Source organism: Bifidobacterium samirii (assembly GCF_003952945.1).
GTDB lineage: Bacteria > Actinomycetota > Actinomycetes > Actinomycetales > Bifidobacteriaceae > Bifidobacterium > Bifidobacterium samirii.
The window spans coordinates 1-1,949 of record NZ_QXGK01000038.1; the positions used below are offsets into that span (position 1 = coordinate 1).

At 59.2% G+C, this 1,949-nt stretch carries 1 rRNA gene; it reads right to left on the reverse strand.

From position 1 onward, the window contains the following. Nucleotides 1-419: 419 nt before the first annotated feature. A 16S ribosomal RNA gene (locus D2E24_RS10200) occupies nucleotides 420-1,946 on the reverse strand. Nucleotides 1,947-1,949 lie beyond the last annotated feature (3 nt).

Genomic DNA, 1,949 nt, shown 5'->3' on the forward strand with positions numbered 1-1,949 from the left:
AAGGATCAAGGGACATCGAAGGCCACAGCGAATTCACGCTCGACGACAAATCATCACACTAAAATGATCACAAAACGATACAAGCAACAAACTCAAATGAGTTCATTGAAATCACAGCAACACCCAACCCCGTAGGATCGGGTCTTGCTCGCGTCCACTATCCAGTTCTCAAACCACCACGCACCGGCCACGCCACCGACCAGGACGCAAACGCGTCCCGCGGACCACGGCAGGGCACGAACCGCACCGGAAACATCCGGGGTGGCGGTCCGGGAACCCAAAAGCATGCCCATACCACTCCCCGCCCCCAAGAGGCGAGCCACATGATCTCTTCCACACCAGCAACCCAAGCAGACACCGGCATCTCCGGCCGCTCGGGCACACACCAGCCGGCAAACACCGGCCTGAATACTCCGTAGAAAGGAGGTGATCCAGCCGCACCTTCCGGTACGGCTACCTTGTTACGACTTAGTCCCAATCACGAGCCTCACCTTAGACGGCTCCCCCCAGAAAACTGGTTAGGCCACCGGCTTCGGGTGCTGCCCACTTTCATGACTTGACGGGCGGTGTGTACAAGGCCCGGGAACGCATTCACCGCGGCGTTGCTGATCCGCGATTACTAGCGACTCCGCCTTCACGCAGTCGAGTTGCAGACTGCGATCCGAACTGAGACCGGTTTTCAGGGATCCGCTCCATGTCACCATGTCGCATCCCGCTGTACCGGCCATTGTAGCATGCGTGAAGCCCTGGACGTAAGGGGCATGATGATCTGACGTCATCCCCACCTTCCTCCGAGTTAACCCCGGCGGTCCCCCGTGAGTTCCCACCATGACGTGCTGGCAACACAGGGCGAGGGTTGCGCTCGTTGCGGGACTTAACCCAACATCTCACGACACGAGCTGACGACGACCATGCACCACCTGTGAACCCGCCCCGAAGGGAGGCGACATCTCTGCCGCTGTCGGGAACATGTCAAGCCCAGGTAAGGTTCTTCGCGTTGCATCGAATTAATCCGCATGCTCCGCCGCTTGTGCGGGCCCCCGTCAATTTCTTTGAGTTTTAGCCTTGCGGCCGTACTCCCCAGGCGGGACGCTTAACGCGTTAGCTCCGACACGGAACCCGTGGAAAGGGCCCCACATCCAGCGTCCACCGTTTACGGCGTGGACTACCAGGGTATCTAATCCTGTTCGCTCCCCACGCTTTCGCTCCTCAGCGTCAGTAACGGCCCAGAGACCTGCCTTCGCCATTGGTGTTCTTCCCGATATCTACACATTCCACCGTTACACCGGGAATTCCAGTCTCCCCTACCGCACTCAAGCCCGCCCGTACCCGGCGCGGATCCACCGTTAAGCGATGGACTTTCACACCGGACGCGACGAACCGCCTACGAGCCCTTTACGCCCAATAATTCCGGATAACGCTTGCGCCCTACGTATTACCGCGGCTGCTGGCACGTAGTTAGCCGGCGCTTATTCGACAGGTACACTCACTCTCGCTTGCTCCCTGACAAAAGCGGTTTACAACCCGAAGGCCGTCATCCCGCACGCGGCGTCGCTGCATCAGGCTTGCGCCCATTGTGCAATATTCCCCACTGCTGCCTCCCGTAGGAGTCTGGGCCGTATCTCAGTCCCAATGTGGCCGGTCGCCCTCTCAGGCCGGCTACCCGTCGAAGCCACGGTGGGCCGTTACCCCGCCGTCAAGCTGATAGGACGCGACCCCATCCCATGCCGATGAAATCTTTCCCACAATCCCATGAGGTCATGTGGAGCATCCGGCATTACCACCCGTTTCCAGGAGCTATTCCGGTGCATGGGGCAGGTTGGTCACGCATTACTCACCCGTTCGCCACTCTCACCAACCAGCAAGCTGGTCGGATCCCGTTCGACTTGCATGTGTTAAGCACGCCGCCAGCGTTCATCCTGAGCCAGAATCGAACCCTCCACAAAAAA